This is a genomic window from Luteolibacter flavescens (assembly GCF_025950085.1).
GTDB lineage: Bacteria > Verrucomicrobiota > Verrucomicrobiia > Verrucomicrobiales > Akkermansiaceae > Haloferula > Haloferula flavescens.
Genome location: NZ_JAPDDS010000004.1, coordinates 281,954 through 301,776, shown reverse-complemented (window position 1 = coordinate 301,776; position 19,823 = coordinate 281,954). Strand labels below are relative to the sequence as shown.

Below are 19,823 nucleotides of genomic sequence, written 5' to 3'. Positions count from 1 at the left end.
TGTCTTCACGCATGGCCATCGCTTCGTGGCCTTCCGGTGAGACCCGCCGAAACATATCGCGGCCCTATAGGCCGCCGATCAGGCGATGCCGCATACCCGGGCCGATGGCCCGGGCTGAGGGATGGACGGGCCGTTGGCCCTGAGAATTGGGACCACGCATCATGGCCCCAAAAATCCGGACCGCGCATCACGGTTCTGAAAATCCGGATCACACATATCGCGACCCTTCCGGCCGCCGATCAGGTGCCGCATACCCGGGCCGTTGGCCCGGGCTGAGAGATGGTCGGGCCGTTGGCCCTGAGAAGTCGGACAGCAGTATGCCCCTAAAAATTCGGACCACCCATCGCGACCCTGATCACCATAACGCACCGTCGATCACCGGCCATCTCTTCACAGCGCTCTCAAAAACGCACCATCCCGCCACGATCTGGCGACCCCGTGGCGGGCGATGACCACTTGCTCCTGCGGCCAGATGAAGACCCGCCGGCCGGACGAGCCGATCAGCGCGTAAAACTCCCGCGGCTGGCTCCGCGACAGCCCCGCGCCTTGCCAAAATCCCGTGGACGCCGCGGGATCGAGCGCGTCTTCCACCTCGATCTCCCGCCCGCCGGCATTCCGCCACAGGCCGCCGCCATACATCGGATTCGCCGCGGACGCCCGGGTCACGCGGGCGAAGTGCCCCGCATCGAAACCGTCCGCGCCATCGCCGGAAAGCAAGCGCGCGATCGTGCGCCCCAGCTTCCCCAGTTCGTCCACACTCAGCTCAGCTCCGGTGGAAAGATAGAAGCGCCCCTTCTTGTCCGATCTCCAATCCGGACTGCCCAGCCCGATCGGGCGCATCACGGCGCGGTGGAGATACTTTTCCAAGGTCTCGCCGCGCGCGGAAAGCTTCCGCTGTAGCAACTCCGCCAGCACCTCGGAGCACGCCGGGCCGTAGCGGAAGAAGCTCCCGGGCTCATCGATCGCCCGCAGCGCGACCGCATTCCGCCCCTTGTCCGTGGGATTCCGGTAGAGCGCGGCCACCCCGGCCTCCAGCCCCGCGGTCTGCTGGAGCAGCATCTGCAGGGTGATGCGCTGCTTCCGCGCGTCGCCCTTCCACTCCGGGATCGTGTCCGCCGCGCGCTCGCCCGGGTCCAGCCAGCCCTCCGCCACGCCGCGGGTCACGGCGAGGGCCGCGAGGGCCTTCGTGATGCTGAGGATGGGGCCTTCATAGGAGATCTCCCAGCCCTCCACCCGCGAGCCGCGCCGCCACGCCGCCCAGCCCCGGCACCCGTGTTGCCTCGCCAGCGCATCGGCACGGTCCAGCCGGATGGTCCGCCCGCCATGACTGGCGGAAGACGAGGAAGAAGCACAGCCCGCGCAGGCCGAAGCAGTCAGGACACCCAGGAATCCGCGGCGGGAAATCGTCATGACCACAGGAGGCGAACGGTGAATTTGCCGTGAAGATCACAACTCCGTGTTGTGCCAAGCGGTTGATGATGCATGATCCAATCCATGACTCCCCTCCTCCGGATCACCCCTTCCCTCCTCGCGCTCTTTCTCGGCTATGCCGCCGCGCAGGACGCCCGCACGTGGACCGACACCAAAGGACGCAAGCTGGAAGGAGCTTTCGTGAAACAAGATGCCACCACTGTCTGGGTCCGCAAGGGAGATGGCAAGGAAGTGGCCATCCCGAAGGCCACCCTCAGTCCGGACGACCAGAAGCACCTCGAGACGGCAAAGCCCGCCGCCCCGTCCGCTACACCGGTCTCGAACGGCGCACGCTTCGCCACCGCCCGCATCGATCCGTCCCTGTGGAAGTCACGGCCGGAGGGCTTCAAGATCGGCACCGTGCTGTATCCGAACACGCTGGAAACGGAGCACTTCATCGTCGCCGGCAGCGCGAAGGTCCGCCCCGCCATGCTCCTCTCCTACGCGGAAGCCGGGGAGCGCCTGTGGGCGGACATCGCCACGGATCTCCCCGTGATCGCCGCTGCTTTCGATGGCCGCAAGCTCCCCATCATCCTCGCCACGGACGAAAAGGACGCGAAGGTCTTCGCCTCCTGGCACGAGAAGCACGCGTCCGACAGCCCGAGCGTCCCGGTCCACTTCAACCTCGTGAACTACGACATCGCCGGCTTCATCCTGGACGACAAGTTTTCGGAGGAGGCGGGCCTGACGGTCTGCGGGCGGATCTTCCGCACCGACTCGAAGAACGCTGCGCCCCAGCGCAAGACCTGGCCCCAGCGCATCCACTTCCTCTCCGACGACATCCTTCGCCACCTGCTCGTCAATATGGGCAGCAGGGGCGAATACTCGCTCGCGATGGTCTGCCTGAGCTTCAACTACCACCGGGAAGAGCTCATCTGCGGCAAGATCGAGTCCGAGGTCAGCTTCGGCGGTGCCGGGGTGGAGGGCTTCAAGAACGGGCGAAACTGGGCCGGCCTGACCAAAAAGCTGCTGAAAGACGGCGCCTCCCCGGACATCGACGCCTTCCTCAAGGCCCGCGGGTCGGAGGCCGAACCGCGCGACCTGGGCTTCGGGCTGGGGCTGATGCATTTCATCCACGCCGACACCACCCGGCGCGCGGATTTCGGGAAGATCCTCGTGGCCACCGCGAAGGACAAGAAGTGCCCGGACGCCGAAACTTTCGCCAAGGGGCTGGGATATGACTCCCCCGACGCGCTGAACAAGGCGTGGAAAGACTTCATGCTGAGCAGCGCCTTCGAGTGATCGCGCCTTGCTCCCGGCGCTCTGCTCCCCTACACCCGCGCCGTGCTCACGATCCACAAGCTCACCAAGACCCTCGGCGGCCGCACGCTCTTCCGCGACGCCGAGCTTTCGATCAACTGGGGCGAACGCATCGCCCTGGTCGGACCGAACGGTGCGGGCAAATCGACGCTCTTCCGCATGATCCTCGGCCAGGAGGAGCTGGACGGCGGCACCATCGAGCGCGACGACTACGCCATCACCGGCTACCTCGCCCAGGAAGCGGGCGACCCGGGCGACGAGACCGTGCTGGAGATCGCCATGGGCATCACCCCGGAGATGGTCGGCTACCTGCGCGCCCTGCGTGAGCACGAGGCGAAGGGCACCACGGATGACCCGGAATACGCCCACGCCCAGGACCAATTCAACCTGCTGAATGGCTACCAGCTCGAGCCGAAGGCGAAGAAGGTCCTCAACGGCCTGGGCTACAAGGAAGCGGACTTCCACAAGACCGCCCGCGAATTCTCCGGCGGCTGGATCATGCGCGCCTACCTCGCCCGCCTGCTGGTGATGGAGCCCGACCTGCTGATGCTGGACGAGCCGACGAACCACCTCGACCTTCTCTCGCTCCTCTGGTTCCAGCGCTACCTGATGAACTACCCGGGCGCGATCCTGATGATCTCCCACGATCGCGACTTCATGGACGCCATCATCGAGAGCGTCGTGGAAATCGACCCGGACGCCGCCGAACTCATCTCCTACACCGGGAACTACTCCGCCTATCTCGAGCAGCGCGAGGCGCGCTACGAGCAGAAGGTGCAGGCCTACCGGAACCAGAACAAGGAGATCGAAGGGCACCAGGACTTCATCGACCGCTTCCGCCAGGTCGGCTCGAAGGCCGCGCAGGTGCAGTCCCGCATCAAGTTCCTCGAAAAGCTGGAGCGCATCGAGAAGCCGCGCGCCCCGCGCAAGCCCTTCAAGTTCGCCTTCCCGCAGCCACCCCGCTCGAACCAGAAGGTGATCGACTTGCAAAAGGTCGCCCAGGCCTACGGCGAGAAGCAGATCTACAAGGACCTCGACCTCACCATCGAGCGCGGCGACAAGATCGTCCTCGTCGGCCCGAACGGCGCCGGCAAGTCCACCCTGCTCAAGATCCTCGCCGGCGTGCTGCCCATCAATGGCGGCAAGCGCGACGTGGGCTACGCCACCAAGCTCGGCTACTACTCCCAGCACCGCTCCGAGACGCTCAATGAGGACAATACCGTCCTCGAGGAAGTGCTCGCGAGCTGCACCACGCTGCGCGAGGAAGACGCCCGCGCGATCCTTGGGTCCTTCCTTTTCCGCCGCACGGACGTGGAGAAGCGCTGCTCCGTCCTCTCCGGGGGCGAGAAGTCCCGCCTCAACCTGGTGAAATTCCTCGTCGATCCGCCGAACCTGCTGCTGATGGACGAGCCGACGACCCACCTCGACATCCTCTCCATCGACTCGCTGGTCAGCGCGCTGAAGGCGTATGAAGGCACGCTCGTCTTCATCTCCCACGACGTCCACTTCATCCGCCACCTCGCCGAGACGACGCTGCACATCAACCGCAACGCCGCGGACACCGGCAGCGTCCTCACCCGCTACACCGGCGGCTACGACTACTTCCTCGAGAAGAGCGGCCTGAACGACGACCGCGGCGCGGTGACGGCGTGATGGGAAGAGAGGGCGCGGTGTCCTTTCTCCGGCACCCGCAGTGCCCTCCCTCCTGCCGCTTTCGCCTGCGAACAAAAGGCTGTGGCTCGCGGGGATTTCGCGCTATTCGCGGTAGCGATGAAAATCGCCTCCCCGACGCCGACGGATCCTTTGCTTTATAAGATCTCCGTCGACAGAACTTGGGGATTCATCAATGCCGACGGGGAGGTGGTGATCCCTCCGCGGTTCTCCCGGGTGGAAAAATTCTCGGAGGGATTGGTGGCCGTCATGCTGGCCGCGGACGGCGAACGGCGGGAGGAAAGCGGCTTCATCGATGCCAAGGGAGACTTCGTCATCGGTCCTGGCGCTCCGCCCGGGTTCAAGTTCCCCGGGTTTCTGAATTTCTACAGCTACGGGGACTTCCACGAAGGGCGGGCTACATTCTGGGTCGGGGATGCGACCGGATGCGGAGGCTATGTCGATCGCACCGGGAAACTCGTGATCCCGGCAGAGTTTGCGGATGTGAAAGATTTTTCCGAAGGGGTCGCCTGCGTCTGCCTTCCTCGTGCCGATGGCTCATCCTGTGGTCCGACGCGAGCCGGGTTCATCGATCCGGAAGGAGGGTTTGTCATTCCGCCGGATCGTAAATTCTCCGCCCAAGGGTTTTCAGAAGGGCGGTGCGTGATCACTTCCACGAGTGACGACGACTCGTGGTCCGATTCAGTCATCGACCGGGAAGGAAAGGTCATTGTCGCCCCGGGTATCTACACGTCGATCTCATCCTTCGAAGGAGGTCTCGCCCGGGTGGTTAAAGGCGGTAAGGTGGGATGCATTGATCCCAGCGGTGCGGAAGTCATCCCGCCGGAGTTCGACCACCTCTGGGAATTTGGTCCGGGCGAGAGCTTCACCACCGGAACCAAGGATGGCAGGTCCTATGTCATCGACCGGACGGGGCAATGCGTCCGTGAGCTTGATTTGGAGCCCGGCGTCGAGGTCGTGTGGCTGAGGGACGGCATGGTGATGGTCAAGCGCGGGGTGAAGCGGGGCTTTCTGGACGTGGAGGGGCGACCGCTCATCCCGATCGAGTTTGATGGCGCGGAGAACTTCAATGGCGAGCTGGCCTACGCCGAACGGGACGGTTGGCAGGGCTACATCAACCGGCGGGGGGATTTCGTATGGAAGACCGACCGATGGGATGGACCCTCCTACAAGGTGAAGGCACCGCTTTCCGATTTCCTGCCTCCCGGCACCGTGGAAGCACTGCCCCTGGATTTCCAGCGGAGCGATGTGGTGAACGCGATCATCTTCGCCACCATGGATCCTTTCGAGGAGATCGGTCCGTGGCTCAATGAAGCATTCGGAGACCGCTTCAGGATCTGGGATGAAGCGCCTCTGCCGGACTGCATGGACTTCGGACTATCCAACGAGGAAATCTCAGTGGTCATGCAGGTCTGCGACGTAGGGGGTGGTGAGGCGGAAGATTTCGCCACTTACTTCGCGAGCAAGGACCTGGTCATGTTTCTGGAAAAGCATCAACCGGCGGTGATCGGGCTTCTCTTCCTGGAAGTGGGGCCGGAGTAGCCGAGCAGCGGGAGAGCGAGGGCCCGGGCGACCCACAGAGCCCAACCATCCCGCTCAAGCGGCTACGGCGTCGCGTGAAACGCCCTAGCCGAAGATTTCCGCCAGATCCACCTGGAGCGAAGGCAGCGCCTCACATGCGATGGAGCCATTTCCCTCCATCACCCGCGACTCGCGATACGATGAGCCCTCCGGGCGGCGGTAGATCTCCACACGGCGCTCGGCGGGCAGGATGATCCAGTATTCCGCGACCCCGGCCTCTGCATAGATCGCCGCCTTCTCCCGGTCGAGGGCGATGCTGGTGACCGCGATCTCCACCACCAGCGCGGCGGTCGAGGGATGACGGGTGACGAAGTCTTCCTCCACTCCCCGGACGATGGCCAGATCCGGCTCCGGCTCTGAATCCGCGAAGGTGAGCGGGTCCTCCCGCAGCAGGATGTGTCCCTCAGGCAGCGAGTCCTGCAGGATCTGGAACAAGCGGCGGGCAACCGAGGCGTGCAGGGGCGACTTGGACATCTTCTCGATCAGGATGCCGCGGATGAGTTCCGTCCGGTGGCCATGCTCGTCGAACTCGGCGAACTGATGATACTGCGCGACCGTGACCGGCGAAATGCGGGCACGGATCTCGGGATTCTCAAGCATCACCGAGGCAGACGACATGACACGTAGCTTAGGGAAGGGATCCGTGACGGTCAAGGTCGCGCCCCCCTGCTGTCCCCGCAGCCCGATCAAAAACTCACCCCGACCTCCAGCAGCAGCCGCTTGTCCGACTCGCCGCCGTCGCGCCATTCGCTGCTGCCGGTGAGGTCGAGGAAGACGGCACCATCGCCGGGCAGCCAGCGCAGGCCGCCTTCCAGCAGCACGGAGTCGCGCTCGGGCACCTGTGGATCGAGGGCGAATTTCTGACCCACCGTCGTCTGGCCGATGGTCGAGTCGGGGACGACCGGGCGGTGACGCCACCCGGCGACGAAATTCGGCAGGACCGGACCGGCCGGCGTCTCAAAGCGACCCCATGCCTGCCAGCCCACCAGCGTGACCAGCGAGGTGAACTGCCGCTCGCCCATGATGGTGCCGCCGGGATACGCCTCCTGATACGAGTCGAGGGTGCCGAATGAAGCATCGAAGCCGGCCACCGGCCCGTGCCGCCAGACACCCGCCTCAAACTCGCGGGTGAACCAGAAGGACAGCCGGTGCACCGTCGCATCCTGGTCCGCGGCCTGCGCGATGCCCTTGCTCATGCGGCGGAGTTCTTGGTCGAAGAGCCCGACCTCGTACGCCAGCGCGGCGTGGTAGCCGTCCTTCTTCCAATCCAGCGACGCGCCGAAGGCTGCACCGGTCACGTCCACATCGCCGTATCCCTCGACCTCGAGCCGCGAGTCGATGCCGCCGATGGACAGCCCGACCTGCCACTCCGGGCTGAGCTGCCAGGTCATCCCGGCGCTCGCGCTCCACGATTCCGCATCGACGCTATTCCCGGGGGATAGCTCCAGATCCAGCAGGCGGAAGTCCGCGGAAATGGTGCGATTCCCCTCGCTCTCCGAGATCTTTGGCCGACCGGAAGTGCTACCGCCCAGCAGGCCGGGCAGGATGTAGGGCTGCAGGTTTGCCAGCGTCACGCTGCCGTGCTCCGGATTGACGACCGGCCCGCTGCCACTGCCGCTGTCCCCGGGACCGATCTCCGTGTCGCTATTGCTGAACGAGCGCAGTGCGGAGTCATTCACGGCCAGCATCATCTCGCCCGGCACGCCGTCTTCCATGAAGGGGACGGACAGCCCTGCATCCGACAATGCCGTGCCGGTGGAGGAAGCCATCAGCCCGGCGCTGCCCACCACCTCCGGCAGCTCCGCGAGCGGGCTCACCGGCGAGACGGACGCCGTGGCCGAGCGCTCGGGTAGCAGGACGGGGTCCGCGAAAACATAGGCCTCCACCTCATGCGCCACCGGCTCGACCACCGGCAGCATGTCCGGGCGATCCGATACCGGCAACGACATCGGCGCAGGCACCGGCTCCGCGATCTCGGGAGAAACCGGCACCGCAGGCGACACCTCCGGCTCCACCTGCGCGATCATCGGCCCGGCATCCTCCACGACAGGTGCGGGATCGCCATCGCCCGCAGGCTGCGGCTCGATCCCGGCCAGCGGCGTGGCTTCCCCGCCCTGCCCACCCGTCGCCATCGGCACGCCGGAGCCTTCCTGCGGCCTGGGCATCAGGGTGAGAAGCAGCGCGACCACCGCCGCAGCGGCCGCCCACGCCGGGCGGGCCAGCGAGCCGAAGACCACGCTCCGCAGCCGCACGCGCTCCCACCACCCCGGCCGGGCCAGCGCCGGCAGCGCCCCGCTCAGCCGCGTGCAAAACCGGCTGTAGGAAAGCGCCTCCTCCCGCAGCGAGGCATTCACCTCCATGCGCCGCTCCAGCCGCTCGCGCTCCGCCTGCGGCATCTCGCCCAGCGCCCATGCCGTCAGATTGTCCCCCGCGGCCGCGCCGGTCATCTGGCGGATCAGCTCGCGGCGTTGCCCATCTTCAAAAGCGATCTCACCGGGATCCAGCGCTCCGGCCAGCATCGCGGTGAAGTCCTCCAGCGCTGCCGCCTCGGCAGCATCCGGCGCTGCGCCCGCCGTCGCAAACGCCGCCAGCAGCTCGCCGCGCTGTGCCGACGACAGCTCGATCTCGCCCGGGTCCAGCGCCTCGGCCAGCATCCGCTCGAAATCGTCATCGCCCGCCAGCGTGGCCGCCTCCGCCTCACCGGGCGGCAGCTCGCCCCCGTCGGAAGCGAATGCCTCGGCGAGCAGCTTTTCGAAATCGTCCTCCGGCGCGCTCATCGCTCGTGACCCTCCTTCAGCCACTGCTCTCGCAGCTCCTTCACCGCGTGGTGCAGCAGGTAGCCCACGTGGCCCTCCGTGATGCCGGTGATCTCGCTGATTTCCCGGTAGCTGAGCCCGGCCTGGAATTTCAGCCTTACCAGCTCCCGCTCCCGCTCCGGCAGCGACTCCACCATGCGCAGCAGCGCGCTGTTCTTCTCCTCGGTCTCGATCCGGGCGGACGGCCCGGGGATACCGTCGAGGTCGCGCTCCAAGTGATCATCCTCCAGCGGCACCAGGCGGAATTGCTTCCGGCGGATGTCGATCAGGCGGTTCCGGCAGACGCTGAAAAGCCACGCGGAGAGATTCTGCGGGCGCGCCTTCGTCACCTCGGACGCCAGGCTGAGGAAGGTATCCTGCACGGCATCCCGCGCCATCTCGCGGTCCCCGCACTGCCCGAGCGCGTACTTCAGGAGCGGCTTTTCATAGCGCTCGAGGGTCTCCAACAGCCAGGCGTCGGAAGGCTCGGAAGTCAGGGCGGGCATCGGAAGGGAGGCTGGGAGAGGAAAATAAACCCCGCCGCCGGGATGGACCGGCGGCGGAAGTATAGGATCGCGGGGGAGGAAAACGGAAGCCCCGGGACACCGGTGCCGCGGTGCATGACGGGCCTCACCGCACTTCCTTGGAAATTTCCCGAAAAAAATCCCCGGTCCGCTTTCAGAGCAGCCAGACCTCGAAGGTCGCCACGACGAAAACACCGAGCGACACCACCACCCCCGCCCAGAAGAGCAGCGCCCGACCGCGCCCCAGCGGCCTGCCCTGCCGGAAGATCGCGCGAAGGTAGAGCTCCGCCGCGGGGCCGAGCAGGAAGCAGATATTCGCCCCGATCGCGATCACGACCGCCGAGACCAGGCCGAAAAGGAGCGGCATCCCGTATTGACCGGTCCACATCGCCACCACCGCCAGCCCCGGGACGAGCAGGATGGCATTGTACCAGATCCGCAGCTTTTCCCACGCCACCACGATCTCCCTCAGCGCCGGGCGCTGGTCCTCTGCCTGTGTCGGCATGGCACCTGCGCTCGGCGGGGCGTAGGGATTTTCGCTCACGGCAGCGAGGAGAGCCGGCGCAGGTAGTCGAAGGTGTAGAGCCCGGTCGAGTGACCGTCCGCCCAGAAGAGCTGGATCGCGTAGCCGCCGATCACCTCGCTCTTCCGCAGCTCGAAGCCGCGAGCGCCGATCTGCTGGACCGGCCGCAGCACGCGCCCCAGCGCATCCGGCTCGCCCTGACACGCGGCACACGGGCAGGCGCGCCGCAGCATGTCGAGCGGCAGGTAAAGCTCCTCGCCATCCTCGAAGGCGAGGGCGAGTTCATTGCCAATCACCAGGACATTCAGCAGGCGGCTCATGCAGGATAGGAACGATAACCGAAGAGTGCGGAGCCGACGCGCACGATGGAGGAACCCTCCAGCACCGCGTCCTCGAAATCCGCGCTCATTCCCATGCTCAGGCCGGGCAAGGTCAAGCTGGACTCCGCACGAAGGCGATCCCGCAGCTCCCGCGTGGCGGCAAACCAGCGGCGCGCCTCCGACTGCTCGTCCGGCGGGATGGCCATCAGGCCCTCGACCTGCAGGTGGCGGAAAGCCGCCAACTCCTGCGCGGAGGCCAGCAGCTCCTCCGGGGAAAAGCCGCCCTTGCTCTCCTCGCCCGCCACATTCACCTCCAGATAGATCCGCGGTCGGCGGCCCTCCTCGCCCGCCACGCGGTCGAGATACTCGGCGAGCCGCAGGGAATCCACGCTGTGGATGACGGGGAATGCCGTCACCACCTTCCGCGCCTTGTTCCGCTGGAGGCCGCCGATGAAATGCCACTCGATGTCCGCGGGCAGCGCCTCGATCTTCGGCGCGGCCTCCTGCTGGCGGCTCTCGCCGAAGCAGCGCTGGCCGGCTGCATGAGCCTCCTGCACCGCCTCGGCGGGAAAAGTCTTCGACACCGCGAGCAGCGTCACCTCGCCGGTCTCACGACCGGCGCGACGGCAAGCGTCATCAATGCGTCCGCGCAAAGCGGCCAAGCGTCCGGCCAACTCGCCCATCAACGCTCCAGCATCCCGGCCATCCGGGCATTACGCGTGATCTTCACGAGGTCGCCGACGATCGACAGGCCTTCGCGCTTGTAGGGATCCAGTCCGCTCGGCCACTTCGGCGTGTCATCCAGCTCGGCGACTTCGTCCTTCGCACGGCGCATGTTTTCCTCGTTCTCCTTGCTCGGGTCGAAGGGGCGGAGATCGCCACCTTTTTCCACATCATCGAGCGTGAGCTTGAAGAAGGTGAAGACATCCTTGTCCTTCTTCTCCACCTCGGCGAAGCGGGTCTTGCGCTCGGCATTGCGGTCGCGCTGCTGGGACTCGATGTCGTCGAGTTCTTTCTTACGCTCGGCCAGGTTCAGGGAAACGGTATTCTCGCGGATGCGGGCCTTGGTCTTCGTCACGTCCTCGATGACGTAGGAGAAGTCCTTCGAAGCCTTCACACGCTCGGTGCTGAGCTCCATCAGGCGGGGCAGGAAGAGGTCTTCCTTCTTCAGCGGGGCGAAGTCGGGAGCGACGCGGATGCGGTCATACTCCAGCGGGTGGTCCAGGTAGGCCTCGCCGACTTCCAGCCCGTCGGTCAGGCTCGGCAGCACCACATTCGGCACCACGCCCTTGTTCTGCGTGGAGTTGCCGGACGGGCGGTAGAATTTCTGGATGGTCACCTTCAGGGTGCCGGCCTTGTTGCGGGCCTTGAAGAAGGGAAGCATGCGGCCGATGTCCATCGGCTGCTGCACGGTGCCCTTGCCGAAGGTCGAGGACTCGCCCACCACGACGGCGCGGTTGTTGTCCTGCAGCGCACCGGCGAGGATCTCGCTGGCGGAGGCGCTGCTCTTGTCGGTCAGCACCACCATCGGGCCGTCATAGATCGGGTCCTTCGCGTCGGACTCCTTCACCTGGATTTCCCCGAAGGTGTTCTTGACCTGCACCACGGGGCCGCGGCGGGTGAAGAAGCCGGTCATGCGGCGGACTTCCTCCAGCGCACCGCCGCCGTTGTTGCGGAGGTCGAGCACGAGGCCGTCGATATTCTCTTCCTTCAGGCGCTCCAGCAGGCGCTCCACGTCCACGGAGCAGCGGGTCTTGCCCTCGTCAAAGTCGGCGTAGAAGGAAGGCAGCGTGATCACGCCGAGGCGGGTCTTCTCGCCATCGGAGGACTTCATGTCGATGATCTCGGCGCTGGCCTGCTCGTCCTTCAGCTCCACCATGTCGCGGACGATGCTGATGAGGACGGTCTCGCCGGGCGCTCCGCCCGCGGGCTCCACCTTCATCTGCACCGGCGTGCCCTTCTGGCCGCGGATCAGATCGACCACCTTGTCGATCTTCATGAACATGATGTCCACCATCTCGCGGGGGCCATCCGCATCCGGGTCCACGGCCACCACGCGGTCATTCAGCTTCAGCACGCCGTGCTTGTCGGCGGGGCCGCCGACCACGATGCCCATGATCTTCGTCGCGCCGTCTTCCTCGCCCTGCAGCAGGGCGCCGATGCCGACGAGCTCGTTCCGCATGCCATCGCGGAAGCGATCCATCTCGCGGGTGCTCATGTAGTCGGTGTGCGGGTCGAAGGACCGCGCGACCGAGCTGAGGAACATGGCGGCCACGTCCTCGTCGTCCACGTCCTTCACCACGCTGTGGAGGAAGCGCTCGTAGCGCAGGGCGATCTTTTCCTTCGGATCCTTGTCGTTCTTGACCGGATTCGGCTTGCCCTGCTTCTCCGCCATCTGGGCGATCATGTCGCGGCGGAGGGTCTCGGAGAGCACGGCCTCCTTGATCTGCTTGCGCCAGTTTTCCATGGCCTCCGCCTCGTCCTTCGGCCAGGCGGCTCCCTTGCGGCTGCGCTCGATGCTCTCTTCCTTGGCGAAGTCGAAGTTATTCTCCTTCAGCAGGCGGTTCGTCTCGGCGACGCGCGCTTCCACGCGCTGCTTGAAGGTGTCGTAGATATCACGCGCGGCGACCATGCTGTTCTCCTGGAGCAACATGGCGGAGATGTCCTTGCCATACTGCTTGTTGAAGCGGTCGATGTCGGACTGCGTGAAGTAGCTCTTGCCCGAGTCCAGGTCCGCGATGAAATCGTCCAGGAAGCGCTGGCTCAGGTTATTGAAAGGCAACCGGGCGAAGTGGCTGTTTTGCAGCATGATCGCCATCTGGCGCCCGACCTCGTCGAAATTCGCCTGCTGCGCGCAAGCGGTGAGCGTGGTGGCGGCGGCGACTGCCGCCATGGCGGCTCTGCGAATACGGGAAATGCTCATGGAGAGAACCAATTCTGGGCTGAACAAGTGAGAGAGCGTCGCACGAAGGGGCGAAATGTCGATTTTTTAAAAAGCGATGGAAAGAACCTCACGGTTTTGTCGCCCCGGCACGGCGGGCCGCCTGCCATTGATGGAAGAAAGCATCGCGCGCCTCCCTCTCAAGCCTGGCGACCTCCTCCGGGGTCACCTTTTCCATGCCTCCGCGCATGAGGGCGAGGCGGGCGAGCGGCTCCGCACTCAGGGGACGGGCGGCAAGGGTCATCTCGATCTCCTGCACGCCTTCCCCGCGGATCACCTCCAACTTCACCTTGTCTCCCAGCTTCAGCCGGCGGATCTCGGTGGCAAAACTCTCTCGGGCACCGATCCCGGCCGGCCACTTGATGTCATTCAGGCCGATGATGACATCATTGACCTGCAGGCCGGCCTTCATCGCCGGGGTCTCCGGGTGGATCCACGTGACCCAGATGCCGCCGCGCTGCTCGTCCTTTCCGGGCGGCGCGACATTTATCTCATTCATCTGGATGCCCACGTAGCCCTGGCCCTCCTTCAGGAGATGCGTGGAGATCACCACCTCCTTCAGCACGTCGCGCAGCCTCAGCCGCACCTCGGGCTCCGTCGCGGCATCAGTCTCGGCGATCAGGCGTTTCAGCGCCGCCTCGCCCTTCCCCTGCGCCCATCCGACCAGTTCCTGCTCGCCCTGGACGCGGTCCTTGAATTCCTCGCTGTCCAGCAGCTCCAGCGCCGCGGCAGGGAAGCCATCCTCACCAAAAACCGACGCCGGAAGCATCCATGCGATGCTTCCGGCGAAGGCCAAACGAATGATGTGGACCGGGCGCATGGCGCTTCGGCTCAGGGACTGGAAATCAGTTCCCCAGCGGACCCTTCTGCGGGACGTTGATGTTATCCTTCGGCTCGAGCTTGATATTCATGTGCTCGGGCTTGCGCAGATCGTATTCCTTGACCTGTTTGCCGCGGGTCAGTTTCACGCGGCCCATGGCACCGAACATCGTCGGGCCCTTGGCGGACTGCACCGCTTCCCAGATCGTCATGCCGCGATAGTATTTCACCGGGCCGGGGCTCTGGACCTGGCCACCGACGGTGACGAGGATCTCTTCAAGGTCCTGCTCGGAGTTCGACACGACGTTCACCGCGGGAGTGGTGAAGATCTTCTCTGCACGGTAGGCAGCCTCGATGCTCTGGCCAAGCGAGCTGGCGCTGAGCCCTGCGGCACGGATCGTCGAGGTCAGCAGCGGCATCCGGATGGTGCCACCGTCGGAGACGGTGTAGGTCCCGCTGATGAGGGTGGAGTCCTCGGACGGGACGCCCTTGATGTGGATCTGGATCGCGCGGCCGGCACTGATGGTATTCTGGGCGAAGAGGCCCGGCATCGAGGCGAACAGGAAGGCGAGCAAAAGGAAGAGTCGCTTCATAAAACCCATTTTCGATTGATGGTTCATGGTGTCAACAAAGGTCTTAATACAGGTCTTGCTTGGAATCGTCCGAGGAACTTCCGCGGGACGGCTGGCGGGGTGCCGGTGCTTGTGAGCCACCCTTGGCAGGTGCAGGCATCGGCTGGGACTCCGCCGGGGCGTAGTAAGTGTAGTAGCTGGTGTAGTACTGATACTGGCTGTCGCTGCGGACATCCACGTTGTTCAGCACCACGCCGATGACGTGGCCGCCCACGTTTTCCACGGCCTGCTTCACGCGCATCAGCATGTTGCGGGGGAGCTTGCGGTGCTGGACGACGATCATGGTCAGGTCCACTTCGCTCGCGAGCACGGAAGCATCGCTGACGCCGAGGATTGGCGGGGAGTCCACCAGCACCAGGTCGAAGCGCTGCTTCACGTCCTGGATCAGCTCGGACATGCGGCGGCTGTTCAGGATGCCGGCGGCGTCCGCAGGCAGGATGCCGGATGGCATGAAGTAGAGGTTGTCCACCGGGGTCTGGAGAATCACGTCTTCCAGCATCAGTTCCGTGGTCAGGTAGTTGGTCAGACCGACGGAGTTGTTGATGTCGAAGAAGGTGTGAAGACGCGGGCGACGGAGGTCGGCATCGATCATCAGGGTGGTGTAGCCGCCCTGCGCGCAGATGTAGGCGAGATTGACCAGCGTGGTCGATTTGCCTTCACCGGCACCACCGGAAACGACGGTGATCGCATTGTCTTCCGGGTTCTTGCGGTTGAACTCGATGTTCGTTCGCAAAATACGGTAGGCCTCCGCATCCGGGCTCATGCCGCTCTGCTTGTAAAGCACGCCCACGTCCTTCGGGATCACGGCGAGCACTGGCACTTGCAAGTAGCGCTCCACGTCCTCGAGCGACTTCACCGAGGTATCGAGATATTCGAGGAAGAAGGCGACACCCACGCCGAAGACCAGGCCGACCACGGCGCCGAGGGCCAGGTTCAGGGTGATATTCGGGCTCACGGCCACGTTGGAAACCACCGGCTCCTCGCGCATCACGATCGGCTCTTCGGCAATCTTGGTCTGCATCTCCTCCGAGACGAGCTTCAGCTTCAGCTCCTGCAGGAGTTCCTGAGCGGTCTCGAATTCGTTCTTCGCGTCCACGAAGCTCTGTGCGGCGATACCCGCCCTGAGCGCGTCCTCTTCCTTCGAATCCATCTGGACCTTGAGGCGGACCAACTGCTCCTCGGCCAAGGCAAGCTGGGCCTTGAGGGTCTCGCGGAGATTCGCAACCGCCTCGATCAAATCCCTGTCCATGCCCTCGATCCGCTTGGCATTGGAAAGCATCATCGGGTGGCGCTCGCCACGTCCCTGGCTCGCCATCGCATCATACTCGCGCTTCGCTTCCTGATACTCGGGAAGCAGCCTGGGGATGATGTTGTCGGGAAGGCTGAGACCCGAAGCATAGTTCATGAGCTGCGGGCCGGTATACTTCAGCAGGGTCTCGATCTGGCTCTCAAGCTTGATCTTCTCCTGCTCGGTCTCGAGATATGCACGGGCGGCGGACTCCGCCTCGTCTGCCTTGTTGACGCCCTTCGATGCACCGAAAACGCTCTGGTCACCCGAGTAGATGATGCGCTCGCTGCGGATGATCTGCGCGAGGAACTTGCGCTTGTCCTCGACCTTGTCCTGCTGGGCGGTCACGGCCTTCCGCATTTCCTCCACCGTCTGCTGGGAGCGATCGGTTTGCTCCTTGAGACGACCCGAGCGGTAAGCCTCGGCCACTTCCTTGGCGATCTTCTGGGCGTCCTTCGGATCGTTGTATCGCACGCGGATCTCGATCAGCGATGTACCGCGGATATCCTGTGCACTCACGATTCCCTTGAGGATGCCACGCACGGTCTCCTGGTCGGCACCCCAGCGGTTCACCAGATCGAGATTCTCGATCGCGGTATCCAGGGTCTTCTGCGCCGTGATGATCTGGAACTGGGTCGGGAAGAACATCGTGGAAGACGACTCGCGCCCACCGAGGTCATCGCCCATGCCACGGAGCACCACGGTGCCCATGCCCTTCGGCTTCACTTCCACCACTGCGGTGCTCTGATACCTTTTGGGCATCACGTAGGTGATGACCAGAGCCGTCATGAAGACCAACAAGAAGGTCAGTAGGATGACCCCATAGCGGTTCTTGACGACCTGCCAATAGTCAATGGCATGGAGGGATGCCTCCGATGATGAATTGGTAGATTGGTTCATTTCGAACGATTGCTGAATGGTTTATTGATGGTGATCGCTCCCTATTCAAACGAAAAACTCCCGCAATGGTTGGCCATTGCGGGAGTTCGATAACTAGAAGTGATCCTTGTCTTTGTTGGAGAGTGTTTCCCTAGAAGACGCCAAGATCAGAACTCGGCACGAACACCAACGCTCACGCGGTTGCGGTCGTAGCTCTGATTCGCGAAGTCGGAATCGGTGTCGGTGTAGTTGTAGGACAGCGTTCCGTAGAGCATCTCGGTGAACTTGTAGGAGACGCCCACGTAGGCGTTCCAGACATCTTCGTCGAGGCTGCCCACACCGGCAGGACCAAAACCACTGACCAAGCGACCGTCATCGAAGGAGGCCGGGATGTAGTCGAGGCCGCCAAAGAAGCTCAGAGCCTGCGACACAGCATAGTCCCCGGAGATACCGAGACGGAAGGTCTGGCGGTCGCCGAATTCGTAGAAGCCCAGACCGACGGCACGAACGGTGTCGTAACCTTCGATACCGTAGCGGGCGAAGCCACGAACGGTGAATTGCTCGTTCACGTTCGAGCGGACCGTTGCCTCGACATACGGGCTGGTGTTGTCGCTACCGGCAGGACCATCGGTCTCGCGGAACTGGGCACCCACACGACCGATGAAGATCGTGTTCGGGCTGAGACGGTGCTCAACGCCACCGAGCAGGTAGTGCTCTTCGGAGTCGGAAGCGAGGTCGTCACCGTCCATCTGCGAGTAGCGATACTCCGCGGTCAGGACCGTCTGAGGCGTAAGCTGGTAACGGAACTGGTTGTAGAGCGTCCAAGTGAAGCGATCCTGGCTGGAGACATCCTCATCGTAGTCAAGACCAGTGAGGGTGAAACCGGTGTAGGTGGCAAGGCGCTCGGTCCAGCGGAAACCGACGGAGTTGTCGGTGCTCCAGTAGAGATACTCACCGCTCTGGCGCGTGGTGGCGAAGCCGTAGGAGTAGTCAGGCTCCAGTTCGTAGGAAACGAAGTTGCGGCTGGAGAAGCGAAGACGCTCGCTGACGCGGTGCGTCAGGTTCACGCCGACGCGGGCCTGGGTGTAGAAGTCCTCGGAACCGAGGGCATCGGGCTCGTCGAAGTAGTAGATCGCGCCGATGCGAGCATACACATCCCAAGTGGTCTGTGGCGAGATCGAGACGAACGACAGACCGACGAACGGATTGACGCTCATGGCCTCGTCTTCACCAATAGCAGAGGTCGGATTGACATTGTCATCCCACGTGAAATTGAGGCCGACGCTCCAAGTAAGCGGGATGCTATCCTGGGACTCGTCCGGAATGTAGTAAAGGCTTGCTTGGGCCGCGCCGAGAGTGGACGCGACGGCAAAGGCGGAATAAAGGCTGCGTTTCATGTATGAAGAAGCTGCAGGGAAAAATTTAAGAAACTCTGAAAAAGTCCGCGAGTTGCGTTACTTGAGAGTCTTGATCGGACGGTCGATCGGGGAACCATCCGGACCGTCGATCACGCCCGGGATGCCAGGAGGAAGACCGGGAGGGATGGGATTGAAGGTAGGCGGGCCGCCCGGGGTCGGGCCGACCGGGCCTTGGCCCGGGAAGTCGAGAGGATTCCAAGCGGGCTTCACAGCCACGTCCTTGGCGCCCTTGGCAGTGCCCTTCGAGCTGTAGCCGGACTCACCGCGATTCGGGTCGAGGCGGCTGAGCACGGACTGCACATCGGCGAGAGCTTCCGGAGCGACGGCAACGGCGCACTGGGAAACCAGGCGCATCTTGTCAGGAGCCACCGATGCGGCGGTCTCGACGATTGCAGCGACAGCCTTGGCGTCAGCCTTCGATGCTTCGATGGCTGCCTTCACAACCTCGCAGGCGCAGCTCGAATTTGCCGAAACTTCTTTTTCGACGATTTGGAGCACCTCAGCCGGCTTTTCGGCGACGGCAATTTTGACGGAGGCAGCGAGATTCAGGCAATCGACCTCAGCCGTGGCAACGGCAGGAACAATGCTCAAAGCCGCCGCAACGAGTGCGAATCGGAACGTGGTTTTCATGGCGAAATTCGAATCAGGATGTCGGGACCGGGTGAGAAAAGAGCGGGTAGTGGGAATCGAACCCACATAGCTAGCTTGGAAGGCTAGAGCTTTACCACTAAGCTATACCCGCGAAGTCGAGGCGAAGCTAACAGCCCTCCGGAAGAAGCGGCAAGCTCTTTTTGACGGAAATCTCAAGGAATTCAGGGGTTTGCCGCGCGGGCACGTAACACGTTGTACGTAAGGATTTCTGTTGCATCGGCAGGACGTCCCGGATACCCCTCCGCCGCCAGCCGGCGGGTGTAGTTCAATGGTAGAACGCGAGCTTCCCAAGCTTGAGGCGTGGGTTCGATTCCCATCACCCGTACTTTTACGAGCCTCCGGAGAAAAGTCCTCCCCTCCCCCGTGATGGTCCGGAAAGCCGAGGAATCCGCTTTCCCGATGCCCGCGCTCAACTCCCCGCAACGCACGGAAAGATAAGGAGTCCGGCAGACCGGCATGTGAATTTCACACGTCGTGCAGTCATGGAATCCACTCACCGGCTGACGTGCGGATTCCCCGCCTCGTGAAATCTCCACGGGAAATCCACCGCCCGCGAGATGCCGATGCGGCTCCCGGCAACGATCTCCACGGGATTGCCCGCGAAAATCCCGGTGTCCGGGCCGCAGAGGAAGTCCCGCCCGTGGTCCGCGCCGTCGATTCCCAGCGCCCGCGTGAGCTTCCCCGGGCCAGAGCATAGCTCGCGCAGCTTCGATTTCCCGCGGCGGGCGGTCATTTCTCCAATGCCGGAAAGCGGCTCCAGCGCGCGGAAGAGGACGAATCCCGCCCCCTCCGGCCCCTTCACCAGTATATTAAAGAGCCAGTGGACGCCGTAGTTCAGATACACGTAGGCGGTCCCGGCCGGGTGGGCGTCCACGAATGCCCGCGCGCCGGGCCTGAAAAACGTGTGGCAGGCCTCGTCGCCCACCGCCGCGTAGGCCTCGGTCTCGACAATGCGGCCGGAGCAGCCGCCCCAGGTGAAGGTCGCGCCGATGATCTTCCGCGCGCAGGTCACGGGGCTGCGCTCGAAAAATGACGCCGCCAGGCGCTCCAT

Annotated in this window: 17 protein-coding genes and 2 tRNA genes; 4 read left to right on the top strand and 15 right to left on the bottom strand. The window is 63.9% G+C overall.

Features of this window, described 5'->3' with window-relative positions; genetic code table 11:
- Positions 1-390 precede the first annotated feature (390 nt).
- The gene (locus tag OKA04_RS09255; protein WP_264500868.1) at positions 391-1,410 is read right to left on the bottom strand and encodes a serine hydrolase; all 1,020 of its coding nucleotides are present in this window, start codon (positions 1,408-1,410) and stop codon (positions 391-393) included.
- Between the two features lie 84 nt (positions 1,411-1,494).
- On the opposite strand from OKA04_RS09255, the gene OKA04_RS09250 reads away from it, so the two are divergent.
- From OKA04_RS09250 to OKA04_RS09240, 3 genes are all read left to right on the top strand, one after another.
- A complete protein-coding gene (locus OKA04_RS09250) occupies positions 1,495-2,712 on the top strand; it encodes a hypothetical protein (protein WP_264500867.1) in 1,218 nt (405 codons plus the stop codon).
- A gap of 42 nt (positions 2,713-2,754) precedes the next feature.
- Positions 2,755-4,383, top strand: a complete 1,629-nt coding sequence (gene abc-f, locus OKA04_RS09245; protein ID WP_264500866.1) for a ribosomal protection-like ABC-F family protein — start codon at positions 2,755-2,757, stop codon at positions 4,381-4,383.
- A 117-nt stretch (positions 4,384-4,500) separates the two neighbouring features.
- A complete protein-coding gene (locus OKA04_RS09240; RefSeq protein WP_264500865.1) occupies positions 4,501-5,943 on the top strand; it encodes a WG repeat-containing protein in 1,443 nt (480 codons plus the stop codon).
- 84 nt (positions 5,944-6,027) lie between these two features.
- On the opposite strand, the gene OKA04_RS09235 is transcribed toward OKA04_RS09240, so the two are convergent.
- From OKA04_RS09235 to OKA04_RS09175, 13 genes are all read right to left on the bottom strand, one after another.
- Positions 6,028-6,600, bottom strand: coding sequence for a Uma2 family endonuclease (locus OKA04_RS09235; protein ID WP_264500864.1), 573 nt, complete (start codon positions 6,598-6,600; stop codon positions 6,028-6,030).
- A 68-nt stretch (positions 6,601-6,668) separates the two neighbouring features.
- Positions 6,669-8,759, bottom strand: coding sequence for an autotransporter domain-containing protein (locus OKA04_RS09230; RefSeq protein WP_264500863.1), 2,091 nt, complete (start codon positions 8,757-8,759; stop codon positions 6,669-6,671).
- Positions 8,756-9,283: an RNA polymerase sigma factor gene (locus tag OKA04_RS09225; protein ID WP_264500862.1), complete on the bottom strand. Its 528-nt coding sequence runs from the start codon at positions 9,281-9,283 to the stop codon at positions 8,756-8,758. Before OKA04_RS09225 ends, OKA04_RS09230 begins: the two co-directional genes overlap by 4 nt.
- Positions 9,284-9,455: 172 nt before the next feature.
- Complete coding sequence (locus tag OKA04_RS09220) at positions 9,456-9,845, bottom strand: hypothetical protein (protein WP_264500861.1); 390 nt, start codon at positions 9,843-9,845, stop codon at positions 9,456-9,458.
- Positions 9,842-10,144 (bottom strand): gamma-butyrobetaine hydroxylase-like domain-containing protein, encoded by a 303-nt coding sequence (locus tag OKA04_RS09215; RefSeq protein ID WP_264500860.1) that lies wholly within the window; start codon positions 10,142-10,144, stop codon positions 9,842-9,844. Before OKA04_RS09215 ends, OKA04_RS09220 begins: the two co-directional genes overlap by 4 nt.
- A complete protein-coding gene (locus OKA04_RS09210) occupies positions 10,141-10,806 on the bottom strand; it encodes a YggS family pyridoxal phosphate-dependent enzyme (protein ID WP_264500859.1) in 666 nt (221 codons plus the stop codon). Before OKA04_RS09210 ends, OKA04_RS09215 begins: the two co-directional genes overlap by 4 nt.
- 20 nt (positions 10,807-10,826) lie before the next feature.
- The gene (locus OKA04_RS09205; protein WP_264500858.1) at positions 10,827-13,067 is read right to left on the bottom strand and encodes a carboxy terminal-processing peptidase; all 2,241 of its coding nucleotides are present in this window, start codon (positions 13,065-13,067) and stop codon (positions 10,827-10,829) included.
- Between the two features lie 88 nt (positions 13,068-13,155).
- Positions 13,156-13,854, bottom strand: a complete 699-nt coding sequence (locus OKA04_RS09200) for a PDZ domain-containing protein (protein ID WP_264500857.1) — start codon at positions 13,852-13,854, stop codon at positions 13,156-13,158.
- 76 nt (positions 13,855-13,930) lie between these two features.
- Positions 13,931-14,497 carry a polysaccharide biosynthesis/export family protein gene (locus OKA04_RS09195; RefSeq protein ID WP_264500856.1) on the bottom strand — a complete coding sequence of 189 codons (567 nt, stop codon included), beginning with the start codon at positions 14,495-14,497 and terminating at the stop codon, positions 13,931-13,933.
- A 43-nt stretch (positions 14,498-14,540) separates the two neighbouring features.
- Positions 14,541-16,724, bottom strand: a complete 2,184-nt coding sequence (locus OKA04_RS09190; RefSeq protein ID WP_264500855.1) for a polysaccharide biosynthesis tyrosine autokinase — start codon at positions 16,722-16,724, stop codon at positions 14,541-14,543.
- Between the two features lie 146 nt (positions 16,725-16,870).
- Positions 16,871-18,100, bottom strand: a complete 1,230-nt coding sequence (locus OKA04_RS09185; RefSeq protein ID WP_264500854.1) for an outer membrane beta-barrel protein — start codon at positions 18,098-18,100, stop codon at positions 16,871-16,873.
- 57 nt (positions 18,101-18,157) lie between these two features.
- Positions 18,158-18,751, bottom strand: a complete 594-nt coding sequence (locus OKA04_RS09180; RefSeq protein ID WP_264500853.1) for a hypothetical protein — start codon at positions 18,749-18,751, stop codon at positions 18,158-18,160.
- 41 nt (positions 18,752-18,792) lie between these two features.
- Positions 18,793-18,863, bottom strand: a tRNA-Gly gene (locus OKA04_RS09175).
- A gap of 163 nt (positions 18,864-19,026) precedes the next feature.
- On the opposite strand from OKA04_RS09175, the gene OKA04_RS09170 reads away from it, so the two are divergent.
- A tRNA-Gly gene (locus OKA04_RS09170) sits at positions 19,027-19,097 on the top strand.
- A gap of 168 nt (positions 19,098-19,265) precedes the next feature.
- On the opposite strand, the gene OKA04_RS09165 is transcribed toward OKA04_RS09170, so the two are convergent.
- A complete protein-coding gene (locus tag OKA04_RS09165; protein ID WP_264500852.1) occupies positions 19,266-19,823 on the bottom strand; it encodes a DNA-3-methyladenine glycosylase in 558 nt (185 codons plus the stop codon).